Origin of the sequence: Actinoplanes couchii (genome assembly GCF_016862075.1) — a bacterium.
Taxonomy (GTDB): Bacteria; Actinomycetota; Actinomycetes; order Mycobacteriales; family Micromonosporaceae; genus Actinoplanes; species Actinoplanes couchii.
Window position 1 is genome coordinate 94,821 of sequence record NZ_BOMG01000024.1, and the last position, 24,396, is coordinate 119,216.

Annotated in this window: 16 protein-coding genes; 6 read left to right on the forward strand and 10 right to left on the reverse strand. The window is 71.1% G+C overall.

All coding sequences use genetic code 11. From position 1 onward, the window contains the following. The first annotated feature begins 219 nt into the window (after nucleotides 1–219). Genes Aco03nite_RS06300 through Aco03nite_RS06310 form a run of 3 tightly spaced genes read left to right on the forward strand, consistent with a single transcriptional unit; the run spans nucleotide 220 to nucleotide 2,884 of the window. The gene (locus Aco03nite_RS06300; RefSeq protein WP_203793878.1) at nucleotides 220–1,440 is read left to right on the forward strand and encodes a Mur ligase family protein; all 1,221 of its coding nucleotides are present in this window, start codon (nucleotides 220–222) and stop codon (nucleotides 1,438–1,440) included. Next, entirely contained in the window at nucleotides 1,430–2,143 is a 714-nt protein-coding gene (locus tag Aco03nite_RS06305; protein WP_203793808.1) for a type 1 glutamine amidotransferase, read from the forward strand. Before Aco03nite_RS06300 ends, Aco03nite_RS06305 begins: the two co-directional genes overlap by 11 nt. Nucleotides 2,144–2,182: 39 nt before the next feature. Continuing rightward, nucleotides 2,183–2,884, forward strand: coding sequence for a TVP38/TMEM64 family protein (locus tag Aco03nite_RS06310; RefSeq protein ID WP_203793809.1), 702 nt, complete (start codon nucleotides 2,183–2,185; stop codon nucleotides 2,882–2,884). Between the two features lie 576 nt (nucleotides 2,885–3,460). Here the strand turns inward: Aco03nite_RS06310 and aroA are convergent. Both aroA and leuS read right to left on the reverse strand, forming a co-directional pair. Continuing rightward, complete coding sequence (gene aroA, locus Aco03nite_RS06315; protein ID WP_239144952.1) at nucleotides 3,461–4,723, reverse strand: 3-phosphoshikimate 1-carboxyvinyltransferase; 1,263 nt, start codon at nucleotides 4,721–4,723, stop codon at nucleotides 3,461–3,463. Nucleotides 4,724–4,788: 65 nt separating this feature from the next. Next, nucleotides 4,789–7,590 carry a leucine--tRNA ligase gene (leuS, locus tag Aco03nite_RS06320; protein ID WP_373872578.1) on the reverse strand — a complete coding sequence of 934 codons (2,802 nt, stop codon included), beginning with the start codon at nucleotides 7,588–7,590 and terminating at the stop codon, nucleotides 4,789–4,791. A 433-nt stretch (nucleotides 7,591–8,023) separates the two neighbouring features. Here leuS and Aco03nite_RS06325 point away from each other — a divergent pair, with 433 nt between their 5' ends. The 3 genes from Aco03nite_RS06325 to Aco03nite_RS06335 are packed head-to-tail and all read left to right on the forward strand — an operon-like array spanning nucleotide 8,024 to nucleotide 12,803. After that, nucleotides 8,024–9,067 carry an AAA family ATPase gene (locus Aco03nite_RS06325; RefSeq protein ID WP_203793811.1) on the forward strand — a complete coding sequence of 348 codons (1,044 nt, stop codon included), beginning with the start codon at nucleotides 8,024–8,026 and terminating at the stop codon, nucleotides 9,065–9,067. A 2-nt stretch (nucleotides 9,068–9,069) separates the two neighbouring features. After that, nucleotides 9,070–10,365 (forward strand): DUF58 domain-containing protein, encoded by a 1,296-nt coding sequence (locus Aco03nite_RS06330; RefSeq protein ID WP_203793880.1) that lies wholly within the window; start codon nucleotides 9,070–9,072, stop codon nucleotides 10,363–10,365. Continuing rightward, complete coding sequence (locus tag Aco03nite_RS06335) at nucleotides 10,362–12,803, forward strand: transglutaminase TgpA family protein (protein ID WP_203793812.1); 2,442 nt, start codon at nucleotides 10,362–10,364, stop codon at nucleotides 12,801–12,803. The genes Aco03nite_RS06330 and Aco03nite_RS06335 overlap by 4 nt, the downstream gene beginning before the upstream one ends. Nucleotides 12,804–13,156: 353 nt before the next feature. On the opposite strand, the gene Aco03nite_RS06340 is transcribed toward Aco03nite_RS06335, so the two are convergent. The 8 genes from Aco03nite_RS06340 to Aco03nite_RS06370 all read right to left on the reverse strand — a co-directional run bounded on the left by Aco03nite_RS06340 (nucleotide 13,157) and on the right by Aco03nite_RS06370 (nucleotide 23,636). After that, nucleotides 13,157–13,546 (reverse strand): SCO2097 family morphological protein, encoded by a 390-nt coding sequence (locus tag Aco03nite_RS06340; RefSeq protein WP_203793813.1) that lies wholly within the window; start codon nucleotides 13,544–13,546, stop codon nucleotides 13,157–13,159. Between the two features lie 307 nt (nucleotides 13,547–13,853). Then, on the reverse strand, nucleotides 13,854–15,002 hold the full coding sequence (locus tag Aco03nite_RS06345; protein WP_203793814.1) for an alkaline phosphatase family protein: 1,149 nt from the start codon (nucleotides 15,000–15,002) through the stop codon (nucleotides 13,854–13,856). Then, nucleotides 14,999–15,742, reverse strand: a complete 744-nt coding sequence (locus Aco03nite_RS06350; protein WP_203793815.1) for a methyltransferase domain-containing protein — start codon at nucleotides 15,740–15,742, stop codon at nucleotides 14,999–15,001. Before Aco03nite_RS06350 ends, Aco03nite_RS06345 begins: the two co-directional genes overlap by 4 nt. A 190-nt stretch (nucleotides 15,743–15,932) precedes the next feature. Beyond that, nucleotides 15,933–16,265, reverse strand: a complete 333-nt coding sequence (locus tag Aco03nite_RS06355) for an SSI family serine proteinase inhibitor (RefSeq protein ID WP_203793816.1) — start codon at nucleotides 16,263–16,265, stop codon at nucleotides 15,933–15,935. A gap of 19 nt (nucleotides 16,266–16,284) precedes the next feature. Beyond that, nucleotides 16,285–19,596: an error-prone DNA polymerase gene (locus Aco03nite_RS06360; RefSeq protein WP_203793817.1), complete on the reverse strand. Its 3,312-nt coding sequence runs from the start codon at nucleotides 19,594–19,596 to the stop codon at nucleotides 16,285–16,287. Between the two features lie 12 nt (nucleotides 19,597–19,608). Next, nucleotides 19,609–21,321 (reverse strand): DNA polymerase Y family protein, encoded by a 1,713-nt coding sequence (locus Aco03nite_RS06365; protein ID WP_373872581.1) that lies wholly within the window; start codon nucleotides 21,319–21,321, stop codon nucleotides 19,609–19,611. Beyond that, nucleotides 21,318–22,220, reverse strand: coding sequence for a DnaE2-dependent mutagenesis accessory factor ImuA' (imuA', locus tag Aco03nite_RS52715; protein WP_444978833.1), 903 nt, complete (start codon nucleotides 22,218–22,220; stop codon nucleotides 21,318–21,320). Before imuA' ends, Aco03nite_RS06365 begins: the two co-directional genes overlap by 4 nt. Before the next feature lie 1,014 nt (nucleotides 22,221–23,234). After that, nucleotides 23,235–23,636, reverse strand: a complete 402-nt coding sequence (locus Aco03nite_RS06370) for an SAV_6107 family HEPN domain-containing protein (protein WP_203793818.1) — start codon at nucleotides 23,634–23,636, stop codon at nucleotides 23,235–23,237. Between the last annotated feature and the right edge of the window lie 760 nt (nucleotides 23,637–24,396).

Consider the following 24,396-nt stretch of genomic DNA (forward strand, 5'->3'; position numbering starts at 1 on the left):
CAAAATTCTCATGTCCATTTTGTAAGCTCCCGGAAACAAATGCCGTGACTCAAAGTGATTGGTTCACTACGAAAAGCATAAGGTTACGGGTGAACCAGAACACATAAAAAGTCCGGCACCGCCCCGACCGGGGAAATGACCGAAAGGATCATGATCTTGCCGGTCTGGCAACTCGCGGTAATGTTCCGTTCCGGTACCCTCGCTGGCGTGACGGACGGAATGCCTCTCATCGCCAAGGTCGCGACCTCCGTGTCGAAGACAGCCGCGGCACTCTCCAGGGCCGCGGGACGCGGCGACGGTTCGGTGATCGGGGGCTGGATCGGCCTCAAGATCGACCCTGACCTGCTCGCCCACCTGGCGGCCGGACGTGCCGTCGCGCTGGTCTCCGGCACCAACGGCAAGACCACCACGACCCGCTTCACCGCGGCCGCCGTCGGTGTCCTGGGCCGGGTCGCCACCAACGGTTACGGCGCGAACATGCCGACCGGCCACACCTCGGCGCTGGCCAAGGAGGGGCACACCCCGTTCGCCGTCCTGGAGGTCGACGAGCACTACCTGGGCCAGGTCATCGACCAGACCAAGCCGCAGGTGGTGGCGCTGCTCAACCTCTCCCGCGACCAGCTGGACCGGGCGAAGGAGGTGGCGATGATGGCGCAGATGTGGAAGACCAAGCTCGCCGCCCACCCGGAGATCAAGGTGGTCGCCAACGCCGACGACCCGCTGGTGGTCTGGGCGGCCAGCGGCAGCCCGCAGTCGGTCTGGTTCAGTGCCGGCCAGCGCTGGCTGGACGACTCGTTCGTCTGCCCGGAGAGCGGCCACCCGATCGAGCGCGCGCAGGGCGACTGGTGGTGCACCGGCTGCCCGCTGCGCCGGCCGCGCCCGTCGTGGGTGGTCGAGGACGGTGGCGTGTTCGACCCGAACGGTGACTGGCACCTGGTGCAGCTCCAGTTGCCCGGCCGGGTCAACATCGGCAACGCGGCCACCGCGCTGGCCGTGGCCGCCCAGTTCGGGGTCCGGCCGATCGAGGCGGTCCACACGCTCAAGCAGGTCGCGTCGATCGCCGGCCGCTACGCGCAGGTGGACAAGGAGGGCCGCAACATCCGGCTGCTCCTGGCGAAGAACCCGGCGAGCTGGCTGGAGGCCTTCGACATGGCCGACCAGGCGCCGACACTGCTCTCCATCAACGCGCGCGACCCCGACGGGCTGGACACGTCCTGGCTCTGGGACGTCGACTTCGCCCCGCTGCGCGACCGGCCGGTGCTGATCACCGGGGACCGGGCGTTCGACCTGGCCGTCCGCCTGCAGGTGAACCAGGTGCAGTTCCGGCACGTACAAACTTTCGACGAGGCGCTGCGGTCCGTGCCGCCCGGCCGCCTCGAAGTGATCGCCAACTACACGGCGTTCCAGGACATCCGAGCGGAGTTGGACCGTGTCAACTGAGGCCCTGCGGATCGTGTGGATCTACCCCGATCTGCTCTCGACCTACGGCGACCGCGGCAACCTGCTGATCCTCGCCGCGCGGGCCGCCGCCCGGGGCATCCCGGTGGAGACCTACGAGGTCCGCTCGGACCAGCGGATGCCGAACTCGGCCGACATCTACCTGATCGGTGGCGGCGAGGACGGCCCGCAGGCGCTCGCGTCCCAGCGGCTGATCGCCGACGGCGGCCTGCACCAGGCGATCCAGCAGGGTGCCTCGGTGCTGTCGATCTGCGCGGGTTACCAGCTGCTCGGTCACTCGTTCTTCGCCAAGGGGGTGCAGTGTGCCGGGCTGGGTCTGCTCGACATCCACTCCGACCGCGGCGAGACCCGGGCGGTCGGCGAGCTGCGCGGCGACATCGACCCCCGGCTGGGGCTGCCGCCGCTGACCGGCTTCGAGAACCACGGTGGCCGCACGCACCTCGGCCAGCACGCCGCCCCGCTCGCCCGGGTGACCGGCGGCATCGGCAACGACGGCCAGACCGAGGGCGCCTGGGCCGGCAAGATCCTCGGGACGTATTCGCACGGCCCGGCGCTGGCCCGCAACCCAGCTATCGCCGATCTGCTACTGAAGTGGTCGACCGGCGCGGATAGGCTTGCCCCTCTCGACGACACCTGGAGCGAGAAGCTGCGGGGAGAAAGGTTCGCGGCAGCGATCCCGGCATGACCTTGACCTGAGCCGACGACAGTGGGGCGGTAGGCCTGCATGACCGACAACCTGAACGCCCCTGAGCAGGCCAAGGCCGGCGGGTGGAAACGGCGCGCGATCCGTTTCACCCTGCTCGGTCTCGCTGTCGGCGCTCTCGCCGCCGCCGCGGCCGTCCTCCCCTTGCGGGAGATCGGCGACGCAGTGGTCGGCCTGGGCCCCGGCGCCGTGGTCGCGGTGGCGGTTCTGGGCGGCATGCTGCTGTCGGCGCTGGTCCCGCGGACGCTCATCACGATGACCTGCGGCGCGCTGCTGGGCGCCGCGGACGGCATGGCGGCCGCTCTGGCCGCCGCGGTGATCGCCGCGGTGGCCACCTATTACGCGGGCCGCTGGGCGGGCCGGGGCGCACTGCAGGCCCGGGCCGGCAGTCGTCTGGCCCGCTTGGACGGCTGGCTCAACCGCCGTGGCCTGGCCGCCGTGCTGCTGGTCAGGTTCCTGCCGCTGGCCCCGTTCGGCCTGGTCGGCTACGCCTACGGCACCACCAGCGTCTGCCAGAAGCGCTACCTGCTCGGCACCACGATCGCCGCGATCCCGTCCACGGTGACCTACGCCGTGATCGGCGCCGCAGTGGTCAAACCGGGCGAGATGAGCATGATCACGCTGGCCCCGGCGATCTTCAGCTTCGCCCTCTCCACCGCGATCATCCTCCGCTGGCGCCACACCGCCCGCCGCGACGCCACGCTCCGGCCGGCCGGCGCCTGACAAGCTGTCCCTGTGCCCCGCCCGGTCCGTCCGGCGCGGGGCACAACCATGTCAACCCCATTGCTCTTGTACGCCCCACGGCCCCACAAACGCAGCACTCCGTCCCGCTCCGACGACGCGAGGCGGTCCCGGCTCAGGGCCGAAGGCGCGACCGCCGGGCCGAATGCGTTCCAGACGCCCGTCTCAGACATTCGAACCAGACAACTGTCTGAGACGTTTGTCTGAGACGTCCGCCTGGTACGGGCGTCTGAGACGCCGGCCCAAGACAGGCGTCTGAGACGCCCAGGAGAAGACAAGCGTCTGAGACGCCCGTTTGAGACGGCCGTTTGAGACGCCCGGCTGAGACAGGCGTTTGAGACGGCCGTTTGAGACGCCCGGCTGAGACAGGCGTTTGAGACGGCCGTTTGAGACGCCCGGTTGAGACGGGCGTTTGAGACGCTCGGTTGAGACGGGCGTTTGAGACGCCCGGCCGAGACGGACGTTTGAGACGTCCGGCCGAGACGCCTGGCTGAGACGGGCTTCTGAGATGGGCGGCTCAGCCGGGCAGCTGAGACGGGCGACGGCTGTGTGCGGGGCTCAGGTGAGGGCTGTCAGGTCGGTGAAGAAGTTCGGGTAGGTCTTGGCCACGCAGCTCGGGTCGGCGATCTCGATGCCGGGGGTGCGGAGGCCCAGCAGTGACAGGCTCATCGCCATGCGGTGGTCGTCGTAGGTGGCGAAGCGGGTCGGGCGGGGTGTGCCGGGGCGGATGGTGAAACCGTCCTCGTCCTCGGTCGCGTCGATACCGGCCCGGCGGAGCTCGGTGACGATCGCGCCGATGCGGTCGGTCTCCTTCTTGCGGATGAAGCCGATGCCGCTGACCCTGGTCGGTGAGTCGGCGAAGACCGCGACCGCCGCCAGGGTCTGCGCGGTGTCCGAGATGTCGGCCATGTCGATGTCGATGCCCCGTAGCCGGTCGCTGCCGTGCACGGTGATCGAGTCGGTGGTCCGGACGACCGTGGCACCCATCCGTTCCAGGGCGTCGGCGAAACGCACGTCGCCCTGCAGCGAACCCGTGCCCAGCCCGGAGACCGTGACCCGGCCGCCGGTGACCGCCGCCGCACCGAGGAAGTAGGAGGCCGCGCTGGCGTCCGGTTCGATCGTGTAGTCCGCCGGGCGGTAACCACCGGACGCCACCGTCAGCCCGTCGACGTCCACGACCGCGCCGAAGGCGGCCATCACCGCCGTGGTCATCTCCACGTACGGCACCGAGACCAGCGGCGACGTCACGTCGACGGTCAGACCGCCCGGCATCAGCGGACCAGCCATCAGCAGACCGGACAGGAACTGGCTGGAGATGTGACCGCTGACCTCGACCCGGCCGCCGCCGGCCGGGCCGTGCACGGCCACCGGCAGGAAGCCGGGCTCACCCAGCTCCTCGATCGTCACGCCGAGCTGCCGCAGTGCCTCGATGACCGGGCCGAACGGGCGGGCCCGCAACTGCCCGGAGCCGTCCACCACGATCCGCCCGGTGAACAGGGCGGCGGCGGGGAGCAGGAACCGGGAGGTCGTTCCGGACTGACGGCAGTCGACCGCCGGCGGGTTCCCGGCAGAGCTGGGGAGAACCCCGGACACTTCCACCGTACGGGCAAGGGAATCGCTCTTGATCTCGGCGCCGAGCGCGGCGACCGCGCCCGTCATCGCTTCCGTGTCGTCCGCGAAGAGTGCCCCGCGCAGCGTGGAGGTGCCCGGAGCGAGGGCGGCGCAGAGCAGCGCGCGGTTGGTGATGCTCTTGGACCCGGGTGGTCGCACGGTCGCGTCCAGAGGCTTTGTCAGCGGCGTCACGGCGAAGGCGTCGGTCATGCCCCCGATCCAAACAGGCGAACGGCCCGCCCCTTCCACAAGGAGCGGGCCGTATCAGCAGATGATCAGACGACGACGCTGACCAGGCGACCCTTGACGACGATGACCTTCTTGGGCTCCTTGCCCGCCAGGATCTCCTCGACGGCGGCCAGTGCTGCCGACCGTACGTCCGCCTCGGGGGTGTCCGGGGAGACCTCGACCCGGCCGCGGACCTTGCCGTTCACCTGCACCGGGTAGGTGATCGCGTCGGCGACCAGCTGCGCCGGGTCGGCGACCGGGAAGTCCGCGTAGGCCAGCGAACCCCGGTGGCCCAGCTTGCCCCACAGCTCCTCGGCCATGTGCGGCGCGAACGGCGACATCATCAGCACCAGCGGCTCGATCGCCTCACGGGACACCGACGGCAGCGGGGTCAGCGTGTTGGTCAGCTCGATCAGCTTGGCGATCGCGGTGTTGAACCGCAGTTCGGCGATGTCCTCCCGGACGCCGGCGATGACCTTGTGCAGGACCTTGCGGGTCTTCGGGTCCAGCGGCTCGTCGGTGACCCGGACGGCGCCGGTCTCCTCGTCGACCACCAGGCGCCAGGTGCGCTGCAGGAACCGCTGCGAACCGACGACGGCGCGGGTCTCCCACGGGCGGGAGACGTCCAGCGGGCCCATCGCCATCTCGTACACCCGGAACGTGTCGGCGCCGTACAGCTCGCACATCTCGTCGGGGGTGACGACGTTCTTCAGCGACTTGCCCATCTTGCCGTAGCTGCGGGTCACCGCCTGGTCGCCGTGGAAGTACTTGCCGTCCCGCTCCACCACCTCTTCGGCGGGTACGTAGAAACCACGGTCGTCCTGGTACGCGTACGCCTGGATCATGCCCTGGTTGAACAGCTTCTTGAACGGCTCGAACGACGAGACGTGACCCAGGTCGAACAGCACCTTGTGCCAGAACCGCGAGTACAGCAGGTGCAGCACCGCATGTTCGACACCACCGACGTACAGATCGACGCCGCCGCAGTCGCCCTCGGCGCGCGGGCCCATCCAGTACGCCTCGTTGGCCGGGTCGACCATCGCCGACTCGTTGTGCGGGTCCAGGTAGCGCAGCTCGTACCAGCAGGAACCGGCCCACTGCGGCATGGTGTTGGTCTCGCGGGTGTACGTCTTCGGCCCGTCGCCCAGGTCCAGCTCGACCTGCACCCAGTCCTTCTTGCGGGACAGCGGGGTCTCCGGCTCGGTGTCGCCGTCCTCCGGGTCGAAGGTGCGCGGCGAGAAGTCGTCGGTGTCCGGCAGCACGACCGGCAGCATCGAGTCGGGCAGCGCGATCGGCAGGCCGGTCTCGTCGTAGACGATCGGGAACGGCTCGCCCCAGTAGCGCTGGCGGCTGAACAGCCAGTCCCGCAGGCGGTAGGTGGTCGCGCCCTGGCCCTTCCGGGAGGACTCCAGCCACTCGATCATCGCGGCCTTGGCGTCGTCCTTGTTCTTCCCGTCCAGGAAGCCGCTGTTGATCACCACGCCGTCGCCGGTGTAGGCGCCTTCGAAACCCTCGGGCGTCTCGATGGTACGGACCACCGGCAGCGCGAACGCGGTGGCGAACTCGTAGTCACGCTCGTCGTGCGCCGGAACCGCCATGATCGCGCCGGTCCCGTAGCCGGCCAGCACGTAGTCGGCGATGAAGACCGGGACCAGTTCGCCGTTCACCGGGTTGGTCGCGTAGGCGCCGGTGAAGACACCGGTCTTGACCTTGGCGTCGGCGGTCCGCTCCTCCTCGGTCTTGGCGGCCGCGGCGGCCCGGTAGGCGACGACGGCCTCGGCGGGCGTCGCGTGTCCCCCGGTCCAGACTTCCTTGCTGTTCGCCGGCCAGTTGCCGGGCACGATGGTGTCGACCAGCTCGTGCTCCGGCGCCAGCACCATGTAGGTGGCGCCGAACAGCGTGTCCGGGCGGGTGGTGAAGACGGTGATCTTGTGGTCGCCCAGGGCGAAGTCGACGTGCGCGCCCTTGGACCGGCCGATCCAGTTCCGCTGCATCAGCTTGACCGGGTCCGGCCAGTCCAGCGTGTCCAGGTCCTCGATCAGCCGGTCACCGTAGGCGGTGATCCGCATCATCCACTGCTTCAGGTTGCGCTTGAAGACCGGGAAGTTGCCCCGCTCGGACCGGCCGTCCGGGGTGACCTCCTCGTTCGACAGCACGGTGCCCAGGCCGGGGCACCAGTTGACCGGGGCCTCGCTCATGTACGCCAGGCGGTGGCCGTCGATGACCTTGCGGCGTTCGGTGGCGGACAGACCGGCCCACTCCGGGCCGCGCTCGCCCGACTCGTACGCCGCAATCAGGTCCTTGATCGGCTTGGCTTTGTTCTCCGCCGGGTCGAACCAGGAGTTGAAGACCTGCAGGAAGATCCACTGGGTCCAGCGGTAGTACTCCGGGTCGGTGGTCGAGAAGGACCGCCGGTCGTCGTACGCCAGGCCCAGGCGGCGCAGCTGCTGGCGGTAACGCTCCACGTTCGCCGCGGTGGTGACCGCCGGGTGGGTGCCGGTCTGCACCGCATACTGCTCGGCGGGCAGGCCGAAGGCGTCGAAGCCCATCGGGTGCAGCACGTTGTAACCGGCCATCCGCTGGAAGCGGGTGTAACAGTCGGTGCCGATGTAGCCCAGCGGGTGCCCGACGTGCAGGCCGGCACCGGACGGGTACGGGAACATGTCCTGTACGTGCAGCTTGGGGGCGCCCGCCCGGGGATGATCAGGATCGGCCAGCTCACCGGTGGGGTTGGGCGCGTGGAACGTCCCGTTGGCGGCCCAGAAGTCCTGCCAGCGCAGTTCGATCTCGCCGGCCATCGCGGCGGTGTACCGGAAAGGCGGGGTCTCGGTCTCGCTCATCTTCACCATCTCGTCTTTGTCGTCTCGTCTCGAGGGCACAAAAAAGCCCCTCGCACAGGAGGGGGTAGCCGTGCCTGGCCCGCGGTTTCAGCGGATCAGCACGGCCGGCTAAGGAGCAGAACGGACCGAGCCATGGCATGGATGATACCCCTCGCTCATCACGCACGGCGACCGGTATAGCGGGCGCGTGACATACTCCCCGCTGTCCACAGGCGACCGGCCTGGGACGGCGGAAAGCAGCCCGTTCGTCCGGATTCCCCCGAAAGCATCATCCACAGGGCCCCGATCAGGGCTTTCGGTGATGCGCAGGGACGGGGATAACCTGTCATGACGGGCGGCGAGTGCCGGAGGCCCACGGCCGCTGGGCGCCCGCGACCTTACGGTGCCCCTTGACGGTGGGTGATCACCGCCTGACGGGCGAGACACGTTATGGAGGAGGCCCGTGACAACGCCGACCTGGGGCGAGCCGGCAGGCCCGCTGACGAACGCCGAGTTCCGCACTGCGGCTCAAGCCATCATGGCCAACATCGAGCAGGTCATCGAGGGCAAGAGCGCAACCGTGCGACTGGCTGTCGCGGTGCTGCTGGCCGAGGGCCATCTACTGATCGAGGATGTGCCGGGCGTCGGGAAGACGAAACTGGCCAAGGCCCTCGCCCGCTCCATCGACTGTTCGGTGCGGCGTATCCAGTTCACCCCCGACCTGCTGCCCAGCGACGTGACCGGGGTCAGCGTCTACAACCAGGAGACGCGCGACTTCGAGTTCAAGCCGGGCGCCGTCTTCGCCAACCTGGTGGTCGGCGACGAGATCAACCGGGCGTCGCCGAAGACCCAGTCCGCCCTGCTGGAGTGCATGGAGGAGCGGCAGGTCACCGTCGACGGCACCACCTACGAGCTGCAGTCGCCGTTCATGGTGGTCGCGACGCAGAACCCGATGGAGATGGAGGGCACCTACCCGCTGCCCGAGGCCCAGCGGGACCGGTTCACCGCCCGGATCGCGATGGGTTACCCCGACCCACGCGCCGAGCTGGCGATGCTCACCTCGCACGGCGACCACGACCCGCTCAACGACCTGCGCGCGGTGGCCGACGCCGCGATGGTCCGGCGGCTGATCGAGACGGCCCGCGCGGTGCACGCCGCCGACGCCGTCCAGCAGTACGCGATCGCCCTGGTCACCGCCACCCGGGAGGCTCCGGAGATCCGTCTCGGCGCCTCGCCCCGGTCGACGCTGCAGCTGCTGCGCACCGCCAAGGCGGTGGCCGCGCTCGAGGGCCGGGACTACGTGCTCCCCGACGATCTGCAGGCCTTGGCCGTGCCGGTGCTCGCCCACCGCCTGATCCCGACGGCGGACGCCCAGCTCAATCGGCGGACCACCGACACGATCGTCTCCGAGATCGTGCACCGGCTGCCGGTGCCGCACGACCGCAACCGGAGCCCGTACGACGCCCGTGACGGTCGCGCTACGACGTACGAGTCCCGGGGGCGGTGAGCATGCGGGAGGCGCTGCGGGGACTCACCACGCGCGGCCGCTCGTTCCTGGCCGCGGCGATCGCCGCCGCGGTCTCCGCCATCATCCTCGGCGAGCGTGACCTGCTCCGGGTCGCGGTGCTGCTGGCCGTGCTGCCGCTGCTCGCCGCGTGGTACGTGGGGCGGAGCCGGTACAAGCTGGCCTGCACCCGGTCGCTGGAGCCGGGCCGGGCGCCGGTCGGGTCCAGCGCCCGGGTCGTGCTCCGGCTGCAGAACATGTCCCGCCTGCCCACCGGCACCATGCTGCTGGAGGACCGGTTGCCGTACGCGCTCGGCAGCCGTCCCCGGGTGGTGCTGGAGCGGCTCGGCGCGCACCAGGCCAGTTCGGTGGCGTACACGGTGCGTGCCGACATCCGCGGGCGGTACTCGATCGGCCCGCTGATGGTCCGGCTCACCGACCCGTTCGGGCTGTGCGAGCTGACCCGGTCGTTCCCGAGCATCGACAAACTGACGGTGATCCCGCAGGTCACGGCGCTCCCCCGGGTCCGCCTGGCCGGGGAGTACGCCGGCACCGGCGAGAGCCGGGCCCGCTCGGTGGCGGTGCACGGCGAGGACGACGCGGCCACCCGGGAGTACCGGCGCGGCGACGACCTGCGCCGGGTGCACTGGCGCTCCACCGCGCGGACCGGCGAGCTGATGGTCCGCCGCGAGGAGCAGCCCTGGGAGAGCCGGGCCACCGTGGTCCTCGACACCCGGGGCTACGCGCACCGGGGCGAGGGCCCGACCGCGAGCTTCGAGTGGGCCGTCGCGGCGGCCGCCAGCATCGCGGTGCACCTGCGCGAGAGCGGCTACAAGCTGCGGATGGTGACCGGTTCGGGCATCGACATCGACGCCGCCGAGGGCGGTGGGGAGGGCCTGATCCTGGACACCCTGGCCGATGTGAAGGCGGAACCCGACGGTGACCTGTCGTCCCTGGTCGAGCACGTCCGGCGGCGCAACGACGGCGGGCTGGTGATCGGGCTGTTCGGCGCGCTCACGGTCGCCGAGGCCGAGCTGCTCAGCCAGCTGCGCGGCAACGGGGCGTCCTGCATCGGCTTCACCATCGACAGTTCCACCTGGGTGCCGTCGTCCGGGAACGCGCCGGAATCCGACCGGGAGCACGCGGCCGCGTCACTGGCGCTGGTACGCAGCGGCTGGAAATCGGTGCCGGTGACGCACGGTGACTCGCTGGCGGCCCTGTGGCCGAGCGTGGCCCGGGGCTCGCAGGGCTTCGCGTACCGCGCGGCGATGGCCGAGACGGTCGGCGGGGTGATCCGATGACCGGGCGACGCCGTCTCGGACTGGTGGCCGCGGCCGCCACCATGCTCGCCGCCGCACCGCTGACGGCGATCTTCGAGTCGTGGACCTGGATGATCCAGTGTCTGCTGGTGGTGATCCTGATCGAGGGCGCGGCGGTCGCCACCCGGACCTTCCGGTTCCCCACCTGGGCCCAGGCGCTCAGCATGGTGATCGCCCTGGTCCTGGCCCTGACCTGGATCTTCCCGGCGGGCGGCGAGATGATCGTCCCACAGCCCAAGACGTTCGCCCACTTCGCCGACCTGATCTCCCAGGCCGGCGAGGAGACCCGGACGTACGGGGTGCCGGTCCCGGACCGGGACGGCCTGCTCTTCGTGGCCGCCCTCGGCATCGGCGCGGTCGCCATCGTGGTGGACCTGCTCACCGCGGTGTTCCGCCGGCCGGCCCTGGCCGGGCTGCCGATGCTGGCCATCTACTCCATCCCGGTCGCCGTCTACCTGGACAGCGTCCCCTCGCTGCCGTTCGTGGTCGGCGCGGCCGGCTTCCTGTGGCTGCTCGTCGCCGACAACGTGGACCGGGTGCGCCGCTTCGGCCGCCGGTTCACCGGTGACGGGCGCGACGTCGACGTGTGGGAGCCGTCCCCGCTGGCCTCAGCCGGCCGGCGGATCGGTGTGGTCGGCGTGCTGGTCGCGGTGACCCTGCCGCTGGCCGTGCCGACCGTCAGCGGTGGCCTGCTCACCCAGCTCACCCAGAGCGGCGCCGGAGTCGGCACCGGGCAGAACGGCACCGGCGGCGGGCGGATCAACCTGTTCGCCTCGCTCAGCGGCCAGCTCAGCCAGCCGACCACGGTGCCGCTGCTGAAGGTGCAGACGACCGAGCCGGATCCGTTCTACCTGCGGTTCGGGGTCGCCGAGGTGCTGACCGAGAACGGGTTCGGCAACGAGTCGCCGAAGGGCACCGCGCTCTCCCAGGGCCTGCCCGACCCGGCGCAGTCGTCGGCGCCGGAGGCCTCGTTCAGCAGGTACAACGCGACCATCGAGGTCACCGAGAACCTTCAGCAGAACATGGCTCCGCTCTATCCCTACGCCACCGACGTGAAGAACCTCAAGGGCGCCTGGGCGTACGACGAGAACCAGATGGTCCTCTTCTCCGGCCGCACCACCACCCGGAGCCAGCAGTACGAGATCACCTACCAGCGGGCCCGCTACACCCCCGCGCTGCTGCGGCAGGCCGCCCCGCTCAGCGCGAGCAGCCCGCAGCTGGCGTTCACCGCCACTCCCCCGGACCAGAAGGTCGAGGCCGAGGTGGCCCGGCTGATCAAGGGCGAGGACACCGACTACGACAAGGTCCGGGCGATCTACGACTCGTTCTCCACCAAGAACGGGTTCAAGTACAGCCTGACCACCGAGAGCAGCGGTGACGCCTCGGAGATCTCCGCCTTCCTGAACAACAAGACCGGGTACTGCCAGCAGTACGCCGCGGCGATGGCGTGGATGGTCCGGGCCGCCGGGATCCCGGCCCGGGTCGCGTTCGGCTTCACCCGGGGCACCCCCGGTGGGCAGGGCATCTACACCATCACCAACCGCAACGCGCACGCCTGGACCGAAGTCTGGTTCGAAGGCTTCGGCTGGGTACCGTTCGACGCCACCCCGGCCACCGGCGTCTACGGCAACGCCCGCTCCGCCTGGGCCCCCGACGTCGACCGGCCCACCGCCGCCCCGTCCGTGGGCAGCGACGGTGCCAGCGTCGCCCCCGAATCGTCGACCGACCCGGGCGCGGCCGGCGGCCCCAACCAGATCGACCGCGAGGGCGACGTCAACGGCGCCACCGGGCCGGTCGCCGAGGCCACCAACTGGACCGCCCTGTGGATCGTCGCCGGGCTCTCCCTGCTCATCGCGTTGCTGCTGGTCCCGGCCCTGCGCCGGGTCCTGGTCCGGCGGCGCCGGCACGCGGCCACGGCACCCGCCGCACCGGCCGTCGTGGCGGTCAGCGGCGCGCCCGACGCCGACATCACCGTCTCCGGTGACGTGGGGCGGGCGCGGGAGGACGCCCACGCGGCCTGGGACGAACTCATCGACTCGATGGTCGACTTCCAGGTGCCGGTGGATCCGGCGGAGACCCCGCGGATCACCGCCCAGCGGCTGATCCGGGACTCCGCCCTCACCGGCGAACCGGCCGAGGCGGCCGCCCTTCTGGGCACCGCCGAGGAACGGGCGCGGTACGCCCGGCAGCCTCTGCAGGGTGCCGAGCTGACGTCGGCGCTGACCCGGGTCCGCACCGGCATGGCGGCCACCGCTCCCACCAAGACCCGGCTCCGGGCCACCCTGCTCCCGCCGTCGGTCATGCTGTCCTGGCGCCGGGGCATCAGCGACTGGTCCACCCGGGTGGCGGAACGCCTGACCCGCCTGGCGGAGTCGGCATCCCGCCTCAACCCCCGCCGGTTCCTCACCCGGGCCCGCTGAAGCGCGGCCCCTGTCCGCGCTGTGAAGCGGCGTCGTCCTCTCCCGGAGGCCGGCGCCGCTCCTTTTTCTTTTCTCCCGCCGCAAAAGGAGGTCCCGCCGCAAAAGGGAGGTCCCGCCGCAAGAGGAAGTCCCGCCGCATGAGGAAGGGCCGCGCGGGATGAGACAGCCGTCGTCCAGGAACGAGGTGGGAGACCGCCGGTCAGGGTGGGACGAGGGCCGCGATGACGACGACGGTCGGGCGGCGGGAGGGCCGGGGTGCGCGGAGGGCGGCGGCCAGAGGCGGGAACGACGAAGGCGGCCGGGGTGCGGCCGCCTTCGTCGGGAGCCGGCTCAGCGGGCCGGCTCGGCCTGGGTCAGCGATGTCCTTCCGGGCGCTGGCGCCACCGGTCCTCGAGTCGTTCGAGGAAGCCGCCGCTCTTGCGGCTTGAGCGGGTGCGCCGCGATGCGGTGCCGCCGACCGATTTCAGGTCGGGGGCCTGGACCCGGCGTCGCGACTGCATCGCGAACGCGGCCGAGCCGAGCATGACGACGAAACCGGCCACGCCGAGCGGCGGGTTCTGGCTGACGGTCCCGTAGACGACCACTGCCAGACCAAGGACGATCACGAACGCGGCGATGAGGAGCCGGCGCCGTGCGTGGAAACGCGGGTCGCTGGCCCGCACAGCCGAGGCGAACTTGGGGTCCTCGGCAAGCGACCGCTCGATCTGATCGAACAGCCGCTGCTCGTGCTCCGAGAGCGGCACGGCATTCCTCCCCGGGCGCATGTCCGGCCCCGCGGCGGGGTCGGGGGTGGTACAGGTGTGGTGATGCGGGGCAGCCGTCGGCTGCCTTAACACGCAAGTCTACGAGCGGGTCGGCGGGTCGGAAAGCGGGACGACCGCCGAGTGCGGGTGATTTTCCGTGTCCGTAAGATCGGTTCGTCCCAAAAGACCGATGATCCGGCCGCGGATCGGCTCCGTGTGGCCCTGATCACGGCCGGTGACCTGCCTCAACACATGATCCGGAAAGTCAGCGCCGGAGGACGGCCAAATCGACTGACGCAAATCCACCTTACCGGGCGATCAGCAGCGGCACGGTCATCTCGGCCGCGGTGGCCGACCCGTGGTAGGCGATCAGCCGGCCGGTCGACGCCGGTTCCCAGTCGTTCGCCGTGACGATCGTCCGCTCCTGGCAGATGACGACCACGTCGCCGATGCGGGCGGCGTGTTCGGGCGGGACGATCGGGCCGAACCATCCCTCGGCGACCGCTTCCTCGCGTACCAGAACCCGGGCCTGGTCCTGCAGAACCGACCGGCACGCGGCCGTCACGTCGTCGCGGGCCCCGTCGGCGGTCCACAGGTAACGGACCCGCGGCTCACCGGCCGCCGCGACGATCCCGCCACCCAGGTCGGCCACGTCGTGACGCCCGTCGAGTGGCACGTTGAACTGCCCGTGGTCGGCGATCACCAGCAGGGCGGCCCCGGCCGGCAGCTCGTGGACGAGCCGGTCCAGGAGCCGGTCCACGCCGCGGGCGGCAGCCTCCCACTCCGGGGAGCCGACACCGGCCTCGTGACCGGCCTTGTCCAGGTCGGGGTGGTAGCCGTAGACCAGCCCCGGCCCGGCCCGCAGCGCCGCCAGCATCCCCTCGGCGACGGCCGGACCGTCGTCGGCGACGTGGTAGCGCCCGCCCCGGTTGGCCGCGACGCTGAGCCCGGTGCCCCGGTAGAGGCCCCGGCTGACCACGGTGACCGGCACCCCGGCGGCCGTGGCGAGTTCCAGAGTGGTGGGCACCGGCTGCCACCGGCGCGGATCGGGGTCGTCGGCCCAGGCGATGTGGTTGAGCACCCGCCCGTCCGGCCGCCGCACGGTGAACCCGAGGACGCCGTGCGCGCCGGGCGGCACACCGGCGCCGACGGTGACCAGGCTGACCGGCGTGGTCGACGGAAAAGCGCTGGTCAAGGTGCCGCCGCTGAGCTCACCGAGGACCGGTGCGTGCGGTTTCATCAGCGGCAGGTTGTACGCCCCCATGCCGTCCACCAGCAGCACGCCGACCCGGTCCACGCCGTCCAGCCGGGCCCCGAGCCCGAGGGTGTCGGTCATCCCGGGCACCCCGAGCACCGCGCACACGCTGGGCAACAGGTCGGCGAGGCTGCCGCCGCCGTAGGCCGGGGTGACGACCCGGAAGGCGTCGGACGGCAGGTGGTCGGCGGCCCCGGTCATGACTTGCGGGCGAAGAGGTGCAGCTGGGAGGCGATGTCCCGGAACGGGGCCCGGGCACTGAGCTCGATCTCCAGCTCCAGCACCGCCTGCGGATCCTCCTCCAGGACGGTGGCGGGCAGCAGGTCCGCGATCACCCGGACACCATGGGTCTCCTCGACCTGGAGCCCGGCCGCGGTGAGCAGCTCGCCCGCGGTGTCCGCGTCGTACCGCCGGAGCAGGGTGTCGCGCGGCCCGGCACGGCCCGCCGGGTCGGTGACCAGCGCGGCCGCCGCCCGCAGGTGCCCGTTGACGGCCCGGCCGAGGATCGCCGCGGCCCGGCCGGCCACCAGCACGCTGACCGCGCCACCGGGCCGGAGCGCCGTGGCGATGGCGGAGACCACACCGGACGGATCGTCGACGACCTCGATGACCGAGTGGCAGAGGACGAGGTCGGCGCTGCCCGGCTCGACCAGGGTGGCGAGCGCGTCGCCGTCGCCCTGCACGGCCCGGATCCGGTCGGCCACGCCGGCGTCGGCGGCCCGGCGGGTGAGGGCGGCCAGCGCGTCGGGGCTGGCATCGATCACGGTGACCCGGTGACCGGCTTCGGCGAGCGGCACGGCGAACCCGCCGGTGCCGCCGCCGACGTCGAGAACGGTCAGCTCGCGGCCGTCCTGCCGCTGCAGTTCACGCCGGAGCACGGCCCAGACGGCGGCGGTGCGGGCCGTGACGTGCGGTCGGCCGGTGCGCGCAGAAGTTTCCACCCGAGCAGCCTATAGCGCCTGTTTCGAAAGGGGAGCTGGGCTGCGGCGTGGCTCAGCCGCCGTCTGGCCGCACGGCGTGGGCGCCCGGATACAACCCCGGTATCCGGGCGCCCACGCCGCACACCCAGACGACACCTGAACCTCGCCTCGCTCCTGCTCCCCTTTCGAAACAGGCGCTGGTGCATCCGGGTCAGAACTGGAACAGCACCCCGGTGGCCCGGCCCATCTCGCAGCTGTTGCCGTACGTCCGCTGCCATTTCACCGTCCTGCCTCGCCAGGTGCCGGTCAGCCGGGCGGTGACCGGCCGGTAGAGCAGGATGCAGAACGCGTCCCCCGATCTCATCCGGGTCGGGTCGCCGCCGATGGCGCGCAGGACGGCGCAGGCCTCGTCCGCCTTCGGATGGCCGCCGCCGACCGGGCCGCAGGTGAGGCGGACCTTCTTGTCGGCGTAGGTGAGGGTGAGGCTGGAGTCGGCCGGAACGCCGAGCGCGGCGACCATGGTGACGATGACGGGCAGCAACATGGTGCACCTTATACCGGATTTATCGGAAATCGCGTGATGTTGACACGACCGGGGGAGAGACCGCGTCCAACCGGTCCGCGACCAGGTTGAGCACCCCCGCCACCTTCTCCAGACGGCCCCGGACCAGCAGCGCCGTGCTGGTCCGGGCCACCTTCCGGTACCGCTGCCACAGCCCCGGCGAACAGGTCACGTTGAGCATCCCGGTCTCGTCCTCCAGGTTCACGAACGTCACCCCGCCCGCGGTGGCCGGCCGCTGCCGGTGCGTGACGATCCCGCCGGCCCGGACCCGGGTGCCCGATTCCACCTCGGTGAGCCGCCCGATCGGCAGCGCCCCGGCCCGGTCCAGCTCGGCCCGCAGGAACCGGGCCGGATGCGTCTCCGGCGACAACCCGGTCGCCCACACGTCCGCGACCAGCACGTCCACGTCGCTCATGCCGGGCAGGGTGGGCGCCTCGGTACCGGTCACCGTCCCGGGCAGGCGGTCCGGCCGGTCCTGCGAGGCGGCCCCGGCGGCCCAGAGCGCCTCCCGGCGGGACAGCCCGAAACTCGCGAACGCGTCCGCGGTGGCCAGGGCCTCCAAGTGGCCGGTGGTGCATCCGGTCCGCCGTGCGAGATCCGTCATCGACCGATAAGGACCATGCTCGCGGCGCTCTTTCTCGATCTTCTCGGCCAGTTCGGCGCCGATCGTCCGGATCCGGGACAGCCCCTGCCGCACCGCCGGCCCGCCCAGCCCCCACTGCTGCGGCGACTCCCCCGGCTCGCTGCGGTGCCGGGTCTGTGGGGTCTTCTCCAGGGTCGCCGCCGCGTCGCTGAGGTTGATGTCCGGCCGGCGCACCTCGACCCCGTGCCGCCGCGCGTCGTCGACCAGGGTCTGCGGCGAGTAGAACCCCATCGGCTGGGCGTTCAGCAGCGCCGCGCAGAACGCTGCCGGGTGGTACCGCTTCAGCCAGGCGCTCGCGTAGACCAGGTAGGCGAAGCTCATCGAATGGCTCTCCGGGAAGCCGTAGCTGGCGAACGCGGAGAGCTTGACGAAGAGATCATCGGCCAGTGTGCCGGTGATCCCGTTGGCGGCCATCCCCTCGTACAGTCTGCTTCTGATCCTCTCCATCTTCTCCATCGACCGTTTCGAGCCCATCGCGCGGCGCAACTCGTCGGCCTCGGCCGGGTCGAACCCGGCCACGTCGATCGCCAGCTGCATCAGCTGCTCCTGGAAGAGCGGCACCCCCAGGGTCTTGGCCAGCGCGTTCGCCATCAGCGGATGCGGCACATCAGGTTTCTCCAGACCGTTCTTCCTTCTGATGTACGGGTGGACCGAGCCGCCCTGGATCGGCCCCGGCCGGATCAGCGCCACCTCGATCACCAGGTCGTAGAACTCCCGGGGCTTGAGCCGGGGCAGCGTGGCCATCTGGGCGCGGCTCTCCACCTGGAACACCCCGACCGAGTCGGCCCGGCAGAGCATCTCGTAGACCTCGGGGTCGTCCAGCGGCATCGTGCCGATGTCCAGCTCGTCCTCGATCAGGTCGTACGCGTAGTGCAGCGCCGACAGCATCCCCAGCCCGAGCAGGTCGAACTTGACCAGGTCGACGGCCGCGCAGTCGTCCTTGTCCCACTGGAGCACGGTGCGCCCCGGCATCCGGCCCCACTCGACCGGGCAGACCTCGATGATCGGGCGGTCGCAGATCACCATGCCGCCGGAGTGGATGCCGAGGTGCCGGGGGAAGTCCTGGATCTCGTTCGCATACTTCACGACGTCGTCCGGAATGTCGTTGTCAGTAGTCGCCACGTCGCCCCAGCGGTCGATCTGTTTGCTCCACGCGTCCTGCTGGCCGGGGGAGAAACCGAACGCGCGCGCCATGTCCCGGACCGCCGACCGGGGCCGATAGGAGATCACGTTGGCGACCTGGGCGGTGTGCTCCCGCCCGTATTTCCGGTAGACGTGCTGAATGACCTCCTCCCGCCGATCCGACTCGATGTCGACGTCGATGTCCGGTGGACCGTCCCGCTCCGGAGTCAGGAACCTCTCGAACAGTAATCGGTGCTTCACCGCGTCGACGTTGGTTATCCACAGGGCGAAGCAGACCGCGGAATTGGCCGCCGAACCCCGCCCCTGGCAATAGATCCGGTTGTCCCGGCAGAACTGCACGATGTCGTGCACGACCAGGAAATAGCCGGGAAAACCCAGCTCCTCGATCATGCGCAATTCGTATTCCAGCTGCTGGTAGGCCTTGGCGTTGTCCCCGTACCGCTGCCGGGCCCCTCGCATCGTCAATTCGCGCAGCCAGCTCATCTCGGTGTGCCCCGGCGGCACCGGATGATCGGGCAGCCGCGGCGCCACCAGATCCAGGCTGAACGCCAGGTCGCGGCCGTACATCGCGGCGTTCGCCACCGCGCCCGGATAATCGGCGAACCGGCGGGCCATCTCCTCGCCGCTGCGCAGATGCGCGGTACCGGCCGCGGGCAGCCAACCGTCCATCTCGTCCAGACTCCGCCGCGCCCGCACCGCCGACAGGGCCGTCGCCAGCCGCCGCCGCGCCGGAGTCGCGTAGTGCACGTTGTTCGTCGCCACCACCTCCAGACCACGGCTGCGGGCCAGATCGAAAAGAGCGTCATTCCGGTCGCCGTCGTACGGATCCCCGTGATCGGTCAACTCGACGGCCACGTTCGGGGCGCCGAAGTTCGCCACCAGCCGATCCAGCTCGTACGCCGCCGCGGCCGGGCCCCTCGTCGCCAGCGCCAGCGGCACCGTGCCCTTGCGGCAACCGGTCAGCACCAGCACGTGGTCACGCAGCAGCTCCGCCGCCCGTTCCACACCCTCGTAGTCGGGCAGGCCCTTCTCGCCACCCCGCAACTGGGCCTCGGAGATCACCCGGGCCAGCCGGGCGTACCCCTCGTGGCCGTGCGCCAGCGCCAGCAGGTGCGGGCCCTCCGGATCCGGTTCGCCACTGCGCGGGCGGGTCAGGCCCAGCGACAACTCGGCGCCGAAGATCGTGGGCAGGCGCAGTTCACGAGCGGCCTGGGAGAACCGGACCACCCCGTACAGGCCGTCGTGGTCGGTGACCGCCAGCCCCGTCAGCCCGAGCCGGGCCGCCTCCTCGGCCAGCTCCTCCGGATGACTGGCGCCGTCCAGGAAACTGAAGTTGGTGTGGCAGTGCAGCTCCGCGTACTCGACCCGGCTCTCCCGCCGGACCAGGGCCGGAGCCTGGTACGGCTCCCGCTTGCGGGTCCAGGCCGGCGAATCGCCGCCGTCCCCTTCCATCGCCTGTCCATCGGTTTTTCCGGTGAGCGCCGCTTCCAGCTGCCGCCACGGGACATCCGGATTGTTGAATCCCATCACCACACCCGCTCAGTCATAGAGGGCCTCGACCATCCACCGGCCGGCGGACAGCGACAGCAGCAGCGCCCGGCCGTCCTCCAGCACCATCTGGAACCGGACCCGCCGCCGCGCCTCGGCTGCCGCCCACCAGCGCTCGTCCACCGGCCACGGGCCCGCCCACCCGGTGATCGCCACCGGCGCCTGCCTGGCGATCCGCAGCACGTCCGGAGTTCCGGACAATTCCAGGCGGGCGGTGACCGTCACCAGCTGTCCGTTCTCGTCATGCACCGCCGCCGGCAACGGATGCGGCAACACGATCGCGGGCAGGGGTTTCGGGAGCCGCCCCGGCCAAGGCGGCGGCTCGGCGGGTTTCGCCGCCCGTTTCCTCCGGCGGCTCACCTCGATCATGGTGAAGCCGTCCCTCGAACCGTCCGTCCACTCCAGACGCAACGGCGGGCGCTCCGTCTTGTCGAGCAACGGGACCGTCTCCAGCCCCGGAATCGGGTCCTTGTGCCCGGTCGCCGGGCGCTCCGGCACCCGCTCGTCACCCCACGGCACCAGCCGCACCTGGTCGTCGCCCGAACGGCCGCCGCCGATCACCGCGGTCAGCACCGAATCCGGCCCGAGCAGGCCCTGCACCCGGCTGAACGCCCGATGCGCCCGTTCCCGCTCGTCACCGGTCTCGCCCCACAGCCCCGGCTGCAGCCCGACATGGGCCAGCACCCCGTCCGGGACCAGGCGCAACCGGACCAGTCCGGCGGTCGGTTGCGCCGCCTTCCCGAGCCGTGCCCCGGTCAGCCAGCCGTCCAACTGCCACCGGACCCGCTCGGCGATCGCCGCCGACGTCAGCAGCCCGTCGTGCCGCCACACCCGGAACAACTCCTGCCCGTCCGCCGTCACGGCTTCGATCCCGAGACGGGTGCAGGCCAGGCCGTACGCCGCAAGCCGCTCGTGCAACCGCTCGGCCAGCACCTTTCCCGCGAACGCCGCCACGTCGACCCGGTCCAGGGTCTCGTCGTAGGTCTCCTCCACCGCCAGATCCGGAGGCGGCCGGCGCACCGCCAGCGGCCGATGGTCGGCCCCCGACGCGAGCCGGTGCGCCAGCGCCCCCTCGAACCCGAACCGGGTCAGCACATCCCCCGGCGGCAGAGCCGCGAAATCCCCGAGGGTCTTGATCCCGAGACGCTTCAGGAGGTCGGTGAGTTGCGGTTCCTCGAGGCTTTCGACGGGTACGCCAGACAGGAAGTCCCGGCTGGCGCCCGCCTCCACGACACGCCCCGTCCGGGCGGCGATCCCGGCGGCGAACACCCCGTCCGCGATCCCGATCTGGCACTCCACCGAGGTGGCCAGCGCGACCTGCTCGACGATCCGCTCGGCGGCCGCCTCTTCCCCACCGAAGTACCGGCCCGGCCCACGGGCGGCGACCGCACACACTCCCGGCCGTAGCACCTCCACCCCCGCGGCGACCTCCTCGACGGCAGCCACCACCGGTTCGAAGGCCCGGGCATCCCGCCCCGGATCATGCTCGACGACCACGAGCTGCGGACACCGCCCCTGAGCCTCCCGCCGCCGAAGCCCCCGCCGCACCCCTTCCCGCCGGGCCCCTTCCGAACAGGCCAGAACCCGATTCCCGAACATGACGGCCAGAGCCCCCGACTCCACCACCCCACCGGCAACCGAAGCAGCCACCACAGGCCAATCAGGACACCAGACCAGCAGAGTACGAACCCCCGCCTCCACTATCCCACCTCCGTCACGGTTCTATCCCTGCCTCTGGTTCCGTCCCCGGCTCTGGCCTTTTCTCCGGCCCCACCAGCCACAACCCGCGCCCCGATCTCGGCTCCCACCTGACCTGAGGGGACGACGGCGAGCCCGGCCGCCGGGGTTTCCGCCGCGACCGGCCGCTCCTCGGCGGCAGGTGATCGGCGCCGGGGCGCGGGATCCTCGGGCCGCGGCGGCACCGGTTCCTGCCGAATCGCGACTCCCGGCATCCACGTGGTGATCTCCCGAGGCCGGGCGGCCGCACCCCGCCCACGAGCCAGAACGGTGACCTCCCGCCGCCGCAACCGACCCCGCCCGGCCCCGAGCCCCTCCCAACGTCCACCATCGACAGCAAGGGTGACGTCAGCCCCGGCCCAGTCCCCGAACGGCACCAGCACACTCCCCCGCTGCCGGGCCCGAGCAGCGAGCCGACTGACGATCCCCGTCGGAACCGGCCCGGGAACAGCCACCACCACCAGATCAACCCCATCGATGAGAGAGGCGACAACGGTGGCCCAGTCCGGCCCCGGTTCCGGTACCAGAGCGAGCCGTTCGAGCACGACCCCGCTCTCCGCAGCAGCCAGCACCCCCAACTGCGGAACCCCCACCACCGCACACCAGGCCCCACCACGAGAAGCCGCAGCAATGAGCCCCAACATCAGCGAGGTCCCCCCACCAGCAGAAAGCCCCCGCCCAGCGGCTTTCCCCCCAGCCCCATCCCACCCGGATGCCCGCCTCTCGGTCAGGCTTCCCCGCCCAGCGGCCAGCCCTCCACCAAGAACCTCCCACCCAGCCGGAGCCTTACGCCCACCCGAAACACCCCGCCCACCCGAAGCCCGATCACCCGAGATCCGATCACCCGAGATCCGATCGCCCGAGATCCGATCGCCCGGCTCCGTCCGCCCAGCCGCCGAGAATCGGCCACCCGAGACATCTCGCCCAGGAGGGGCCTGGCGGGCAGGAAAAACCTCGCGCCCAGGCGAAGCACCCTGTCCCGGCGAAACGCCCCGCCCCGGCGAGGTTCCCGGCGAAATGCCCTGCCCCGGCGAGGTTCGATCGGCCGAAGGCATCCGCTGGGAGGAGGTTCCCTGACCGGCCGGGACGACGCCGGTCAAGAGATCACGTCCGGGGGCAACGGAAACGGTGCTGCCCCGGCGTAGTCCACGCCACGGCAGCAGTCCGGCCAGTTCATCCGCGACCGGCAGCATCCGGTCCAGGTCCGGCTCGCCACCTCCGGTGGCCGTCCAGACTTTCCCCGCAAGCGCGGCCGTCCCACTGATCATGCGCCCCGCCACCGTCACGCCCCGCTCTGTTGCTTCCCCGTGAAGCGCCCCCGCACAAAACCACCAGGTAAGCCCAGGCTCAGGCCCATCCGCTCGACCTCGAGCCCATCCCCTCGACCTCGAGCCCATCCGCTCGACCCGATCCGGCCCGACGCAGACCCGAGGCAGCCCGAACACTGACCGACCAGGGCGGCACCGTCATCCAGCTGGCCGGACCGTTCCCCTCTGCCCCAGGACCGCAGCCACCGGCACCATCTGGCCACGAAAAGCCGGTCCGCCAAGACCCGTCTCCGCAGGAACCGCCACCGAGGAACCGGCTTTCCAGAAGAGCAGCGTCAAAGAACCAGCGCTTCACCAAGCAGGACGGGGATCGGAACCGCCCGATCGGAACCACCGAACCCGCCGGCACCACCGGAACCCCCGAAGCCGGGACCAGAAGGACCGCCAGGGCCGATGGAGCCGGGACCAGAAGGACCGCCGAAACCGTTGGAGCCGGGGCTAGGACCGCCGGGGCTAGGACCGCCGGGGCTAGGACCGCCGGGGCCTGGACGGGCGAAGGCTATGAGCGGGGCACGTGAAACGGAGCGGCGCATCGAGGGAACGAATCGGGGCTCAAGCGGCCAGTCGTGGCTGGTAGGACAAGCCCAAGGAGGACTCGGCGACCGCTACGAACTGTTCGGCCGCGCGCAGCAGGTCGTCTGCCTCGCGAGGGCTCACCACGTGGGGGATTCCGGCTTCGGCGGCGGCTCGTTTGCCCGCGCCCAGTGCGAAATAGCCGGCCCATTCGCTGAACTCGGGCGCGACCATGACCAACAGTGACCACACACTTGTCACCTTGGTCCGCCGGTCGCGAGGAGCCGGGCGTGCACGGGCGGCAAGCAGGGCAGCCGCCGCACGCAGCGCAGCCATGTGCGCCGCCGCATAACGGAGACCGTCGGGAGTGGTGTGTGCCGCCTCGTCCAACCCCTCCCGCGCCATGACCAGCAACTGTGCGGGGGTGCGATGAGGCAGCATGTGCGCCGGAACCGTAGGCGCCTCCGCCCGACCAGCAACCCCAGCCGGCACCGGACCGGCCTGCGGAGCAGAAAAAGCGCCGGCCGGCACCGGGCCGGGCTGAGGCTCACCGGCCTGCGCCGAAAGAGGCCGCGGGGTATCCGGCCGCGGATCACCGGCCTGCACCGAAACGGGATACCGGGCACCGTTCCGCGAGATGGTGGGCCGCACCGGAACGGGCTGTCCGGTGCGGGACTCGGCAGGCTGCGGGACGGGGACCTCAACGGAATCGGGCGGCGTCGCACCTGGTCGAACGGCGGGAGTTACGCCTAGTGGTGCGGCGGGCGGTGCGCCAGGGCTCAAGGCGGGAGTTACACCACGTCGTGGAGTGGGAGCGGTGGGGTGGGGCGGGGCGGCGAGGTGGGGCGGGGCGGCCGCTGGAGTCGGTGGGGGCGGGCTGGGCCGTGCTGTCAGGCCCGAAGCCGGGTTGCTCGCCATCGTCGTTTCTCCTCGCCTGTTCCGCATCCGACTTGGTGGGTCGAACCGATTCGCTGCGGAGGAAGACGCAGCCTGCCTGTCCGGCATGAGCCGAAACGGGTCCGGCACAAACCGGAACCAGAGCCAGCACAAACCGAACCCGGGACCGGCCCAAGCCGGAACCAGGGCCGGCGTCAGCCGAAACCCGGGCCGCCCTAAGGCCGAAACCCGGGCCGGCCCGAGCCGGAACCAAGGACCGGCGTGAACCAGAACCGGGGCTCCGGCGGGCGGCCGTAACCCCGGC